This is a genomic window from Saccharothrix hoggarensis (assembly GCF_042678885.1).
Lineage (GTDB): Bacteria > Actinomycetota > Actinomycetes > Mycobacteriales > Pseudonocardiaceae > Actinosynnema > Actinosynnema hoggarensis.
This window is the reverse complement of record NZ_JBHTLK010000330.1, coordinates 1-5,629: the sequence shown is the minus strand read 5'-3', so window position 1 is coordinate 5,629 and position 5,629 is coordinate 1. Positions and strand designations below refer to the sequence as shown.

Annotated in this window: 3 protein-coding genes; 2 read left to right on the top strand and 1 reads right to left on the bottom strand. The window is 75.4% G+C overall.

What is annotated here, in order from left to right:
* Both ACFQ3T_RS33890 and ACFQ3T_RS33885 read left to right on the top strand, forming a co-directional pair.
* Positions 1-1,170 (top strand): hypothetical protein (locus tag ACFQ3T_RS33890; protein WP_380729788.1); only part of this gene is annotated, 1,170 nt, incomplete at its 5' end.
* A 43-nt stretch (positions 1,171-1,213) separates the two neighbouring features.
* On the top strand, positions 1,214-2,344 hold the full coding sequence (locus tag ACFQ3T_RS33885; protein ID WP_380729786.1) for a glycosyltransferase family 4 protein: 1,131 nt from the start codon (positions 1,214-1,216) through the stop codon (positions 2,342-2,344).
* On the opposite strand, the gene ACFQ3T_RS33880 is transcribed toward ACFQ3T_RS33885, so the two are convergent.
* Positions 2,345-5,248, bottom strand: a complete 2,904-nt coding sequence (locus ACFQ3T_RS33880; RefSeq protein ID WP_380729783.1) for an AfsR/SARP family transcriptional regulator — start codon at positions 5,246-5,248, stop codon at positions 2,345-2,347.
* Between the last annotated feature and the right edge of the window lie 381 nt (positions 5,249-5,629).

Genomic DNA, 5,629 nt, shown 5'->3' with positions numbered 1-5,629 from the left:
CCGCCCGCCGTCGCCGAGAGCGCCGCGCCGTGGGCCGACGACGTCCGGTCGCTGCTGGAACGGCGGGCGCGGGCCGTGCTGGAGCGCGACGAGACCGCGTTCACCGCCGACCTCGACCCGCTGGCCGACGCCGGGTTCCGGCAACGGCAGCGCGACCTGTTCCGCAACCTCGCCGCCGTGCCGTTGGCCGAGTGGGAGTACCGGCTGTCCGGCGAGACGGACGTCTCCTCGCTGGACCTGCCCGCCGCCGACGAGTCGTGGGCGCCGGACGTCCGGCTGGCCTACCGGCTGCGCGGTGTCGACGTCGAGGCCAGCACGCAGGGCATGGCGTACCTGTTCACCCGGCGCGGCGACCGCTGGTACCTGAACTCCGACACCGCGCTGGAGCCCCTGGGCAAGCGGACGTGGCGCGGGCCGTGGGACTTCGGGCCGTGCCACGTGCTCACCGGCTCCGGCGGGTTCGTGCTGAGCCACCCCGGCGGAGAGGCGCTGGCCGCACGGGTGCTGGCCGAGCTGGACGGCGCCGTGACCGCGGTGACGGAGGTGTGGGGCGAGGCGTGGGCGCGGCAGGTCGCCGTGCTGATCCCGGCGGGCCCGGACGAGATGCGCGCGCTGGTCGGCCCCGGTTTCGCCACCGGCGCGATCGCCGGCGTGGCGGTGGCCGACCGGGTGGACACCGAGAAGCACACGGCCCGCGGCCAACGGGTCGTGCTGAACCCGGACAGCGCGGGCGCGTTGTCGCCCCTGTCGCTGCGCGTGCTGCTCCGGCACGAGATCACGCACGTCGCCGCGCGCGGTGAGACGGTCGACGGCGCGCCGATGTGGCTGCTGGAGGGGTTCGCGGACTACGTGGGCTACCGGGGCAGCGACGTGCCGCCGCGCAAGGCCGCGCCGCTGCTCGCCGCGCAGCTGCGGGACGGCCCGCCGACCGCGCTGCCGTCCGACGACGCCTTCCGCGGTGACGGGATGGAGCTGGCCTACCAGCAGTCGTGGTCGCTGAACCTGCACCTGGCGTCACGGCTGGGCGAGCCGGGCCTGGTGGACCTGTACCGGCGGCTCGCGCGGGTTCGGGCGTCCGAAGTGGACGCCGTGCTGGTGGAGGTCACCGGCGAGGACACGGCGGCGCTGGTGCGCGGCTGGCAGGACTTCCTGCGGCGGGAGTTGGGCTGACAGCGCCGGCACGGGACGCCGGCAGGTCACGTAACGTGGGCGCGTGCGTCGGACCCTGTTGGTGACCAATGACTTCCCACCCCGGCCCGGTGGCATCCAGGCCTACCTGCACGCGTTGGCCGTGCGGCTGCCGGAGCTGGTGGTGTACGCGCCGTCGTGGGAGTCGCCGGCGGGCTCGCACCCGGAGTTCGACGCGGCGCAGCCGTTCGAGGTGGTGCGCCACCCCGGCACGTTGATGCTGCCGACGCCCGACGTGGTGCGGCGCGCGTCGGACATCCTGCGCGGAGCGCGCTGCGACGCCGTGTGGTTCGGCGCGGCGGCCCCGTTGGCGTTGATGACGTCACGGCTGCGCGCCGCCGGGGCCTCGCGCGTGCTGGCGTCGACGCACGGGCACGAGGTCGGGTGGTCCATGCTGCCGGGCGCGCGGCAGGCGTTGCGGCGCATCGGGTCCGACGTGGACGTGGTGACGTTCGTGAGCCGGTACACGCGGTCGCGGTTCGCGGCGGCGTTCGGGCCGATGGCGGCGCTGGAGCACCTGCCGTCCGGTGTGGACACCTCGGTGTACGCGCCGTCGCCCGCCGCGCGGGAGGAGGTCCGCGCCCGGTACGGGCTGGGCGACCGGCCGGTGGTGGTGTGCGTGTCCCGCCTCGTGCCGCGCAAGGGTCAGGACGTGCTGGTGCGGGCGTTGCCGGAGATCCGGCGGCGGGTGCCCGGCGCGGCGCTGCTCGTGGTGGGCGGCGGGCCGTACCGGGCGACGCTGGAACGGCTGGCCGCGTCGGTCGGGGTGTCCGAGCACGTGGTGCTGACCGGTTCCGTGCCGTGGGAGGAGCTGCCCGCGCACTACAACGCGGGTGACGTGTTCGCCATGCCGTGCCGCACGCGGGGCCGCGGGCTGGACGTCGAGGGGCTCGGGATCGTCTACCTGGAGGCGTCGGCCACCGGGCTGCCGGTCGTCGCGGGACGGTCGGGCGGCGCGCCGGAGACCGTGCGCGACGGCGTGACCGGGCGCGTGGTGGACGGCCGTGACGTCACGGAGGTCGCGGGCGCCGTGGCCGGCCTGCTGGCCGACCCGGAGACCGCCGCCAAGATGGGCGCGGCCGGCCGCGAGTGGGTCACCGACCACTGGCGCTGGGACGACCTGGCCGACCGGCTGGTCGCGTTGATCGACGGCTGATCAGCGGCCGTCCCCGGGCGTGCCGGCCAGGGCGTCCACGAGGGCGGCCAGCTCGGCGCGCGCCGAGCGCTCGGTGACGCGGAGGCCGAGCCTCGTGGTGAGGGCCACGGCCTGGGTCGCCAGGGCCTTCGCCTCCGCCGGCTGGCCCAGGAGCCGGCGCACGCCCGCCAGGCCGACCAGTGCCCGCGCCTCGCCCGGCAGGTAGCCGATGCGGCGCGCCTTCGTGAGCGCCTGCTGGAACTGCTCGTCGGCGGTCCGCAGCGAGCCGAGGCCCCGGTTCGCGGACGCCATCACCACCAGCACGTTCGTGGTGATCCGCTGGTCGCCGTCCTCGCGCAGCTCGGCCAGCGCCGCGTCCGCCAGCTCCAGCGCCTCGGCGTGCTCGCCGAGGTCCAGCCGGACCGACGCGATGCTCTCCAGCACGCGTGCCGTCGCCTCCCGGAAACCGGCCTCGGTCGACAGGCGCAACGCCTCCGCCAGGTGCGACAGCGCGCGCTGCGGTTCGCCCATGTGCTGCGACGCCACACCGAGCAGCGTCAACGCGGTGATCTCGCTGCCGCGCAACCCGTGCTCCACGCTGATCGCCAACGCCTCGCCGAGCAGGTCCACCGCCTCGGCCAGCTCGCCCGTCTCGATCGCCAGCACGCCCAACCCGGTCAGCACGCCCGCCTCGCCCGACCGCGGCCCGCCCGACTCGCGCTGCAGCGCCAAGCACGTCTCCAGGTCGTTGCGCGCCGACGCCAGGTCGCCCGACTCCAGCCGCACCACGCCGAGGTTGCCGCGCACGCCGGCCTCCGACGCCAGGTCGCCCGACAGCCGGTGCAGCTCCACGGCCCGCGTGTAGTGCGCGATGGACGTGGCGAAGTCGCCGAGCCGCCAGTGCAGCGTGCCGAGGTTCTGGTGCATCGCCGCCTCGCCCGCGACGTCGCGCTGCTCGTGCGCCGCGTCCAGGCCGTACCGGGCGGTCGACAGCCACTCGGTGACGTGCTTGCCGATCCACAGGTACCCGCGCAGGCCGTCCGCCAGCAGCCACGACACCGCCGCCGGCCCGCGCTCGGCCGCCGACCGGATCGCCGCGGTGAGGTTCGCCCGCTCCGCGTCCGGCCACGCCCGCGCCTGCGCGGCCGTCTCGATCCGGGGCAGCCGCACCGCGCGGCCCACCTTCGCGGGCAGCCGCATCAGGTCCGGGTACAGCAGCTCGGCGCAGTGGTCCACGGCCCGCACGTAGAACTCCAGCAGCCGGACCCGCGCCGCGCCCACCTGCTCGGGCGACTCCAGGTCCGCCACCCCGGCGGCGAACCGGGCCAGCTCGTCGTGGAAGGCGTACCGGCCGCCGGCGGACCGCACCAGCCGTGCCGCCGCGAGCTGGTCGAGCAGCGCGGCGGCCTCCGGCACGGGCAGGTCGGCCGCGTTCGCCGCCGCCTCGGTGGTGAAGTCCGGCCCCGGCACCACGCTCAGCAGCCCGAACAGCCGGCGCGCGCCCGGCGTGAGGGCGGCGTGCGCGAGGTCCAGCGGACGGCGGTCGCCCAGCCGTTCGAGGTACCGCGCCACCGGGCCGTTGCCGACCGACGCGGCAGCGATGCCCAGCGTCAGAGGCAGGTGGCCGCACCGCCGCGCCAGCTCCTCCGCCGCCGGCCCGGTCCGCCGCAGCACGGCCAGCGACTCGGCCGGCTCCAGCACGTCCAGCTTCACCCGGCGGGCGCCGTCGACGGCGATCAGGCCGCGCAGGTCGTCCCGGCTGGTCACCACCACCGGGCAGCTCGCCGCGCCCGGCAGCAGCGGCCGGACCTGGTCCGGCGCGGCGGCGTTGTCGAGCACCAGCAGCATCCGCCGTCCCGTGAGGAGGGAGCGGAACAGGGTGCTCTGCTCGTCCACGTCCACGGGGATCTGCTCCGGCGGCACGCCCAGCGCCCGCAGGAACCGGGTCAGCACCTCCACCACCGGCGTCGCCGGCCCGAGCGCGTACCCGCGCAGGTCCACGTACAGCCGTCCGTCCGGGAACCGGTCCCGCAGCCGGTGCGCCACGTGCACCGCCAACGCCGTCTTGCCCACGCCCGGAACGCCGGTCAGCGCCACGATCGGCACGGCGGTGCGCGGCCCGTCCGGCGCGATCAGGCGGGAGATCCGGTCCACCAGCTCGTCGCGGCCGACGAAACCCGGCACGTCCGGCGGCAGCTGGTCCGGCACGTCGGGGTCGGCGCGGTCGGCGGGCGCGGCCAGGCTCGGGTCGCCGACCAGGATCGCCTGGTGCAGCTCGCGCAGCGCCGGGCCCGGCTCGATGCCCAGCTGCTCGTCCAGCATCCGGGCGACCAGCCGGAACGCCTCCAGCGCCTCGGCCTGGCGGCTGCCCCGGTACAGCGCCACCATCAGCTGCGCCCAGAACCGCTCGCGCAGCGGGTGGTCCGCGGTGAGCGACCGCAGCACGGGCACCAGCCGCTCGTGGTTGCCCAGGGCCAGCTCGACGTCGTTGCGCTCCTCGTGCACCACCAGGAGCCGTTCGGCGAGCCTCGGCACCTCGTCGTCCCGCAACGTGTCCGACGGGACGTCCGACAGCGCCGGGCCGCGCCATAGGCTCAGCGCGTCCGAGTAGAGGGCGGCGGCGTCCGCCAGGTGCCCCGACTGCGCGGCCTGCCGCGCTAAGCCGGCCGTGGTCGTGAACCGGTGCACGTCCACCTGCTCCGGCGGCACGACCAGCCGGTAACCGTCCGAAGTGGTCCGGATCAGCGACGGGTCGCCCAGGAGTTGCCGCAGCCGCATCACGTAGGTCTGCAACGTGCCCCGGGTGCGCGCGGGAGGGTCGCCGCCCCACAGGAACGACACCAGTTCGCCAATTGAGACGACCCGGCCGGCGCGCAGCGACAGCGCGGCCAGCAACGCCCGGTGCTTGCCCGCCCGAACCGACACCGGCTGACCCTGTATGCGCACTTCAAGGGGGCCGAGAAGGCCGAACCACGGCCCAGCGCCCATCCGATCGCGTCCCCTCGTTCCGCCTCCCCCGTGCACAGCCTAGGACGGCCGCTGACGGGACGAGTCATCACGGCGTCAGCGATACGACAGCGCGCTCCGGCACTCTTGAGTCGTCCCGGTTGGGGGACCGGGACAACAAAACTTCTCGGGTCCGCGCAAGCGGATACGCGATCACTGGGGGTCGGGTGGCCCGCACCGAAGTCTTCGGTGCGGGCCACCCGTCTTAGTACCGGCCCGAACTCCGCCAGAGACCGAGCCACGACCCGCGAGGCCGCGTCGGTCGTTCGCGACTCATTTCGTGGCGATCACGCTTTTCGA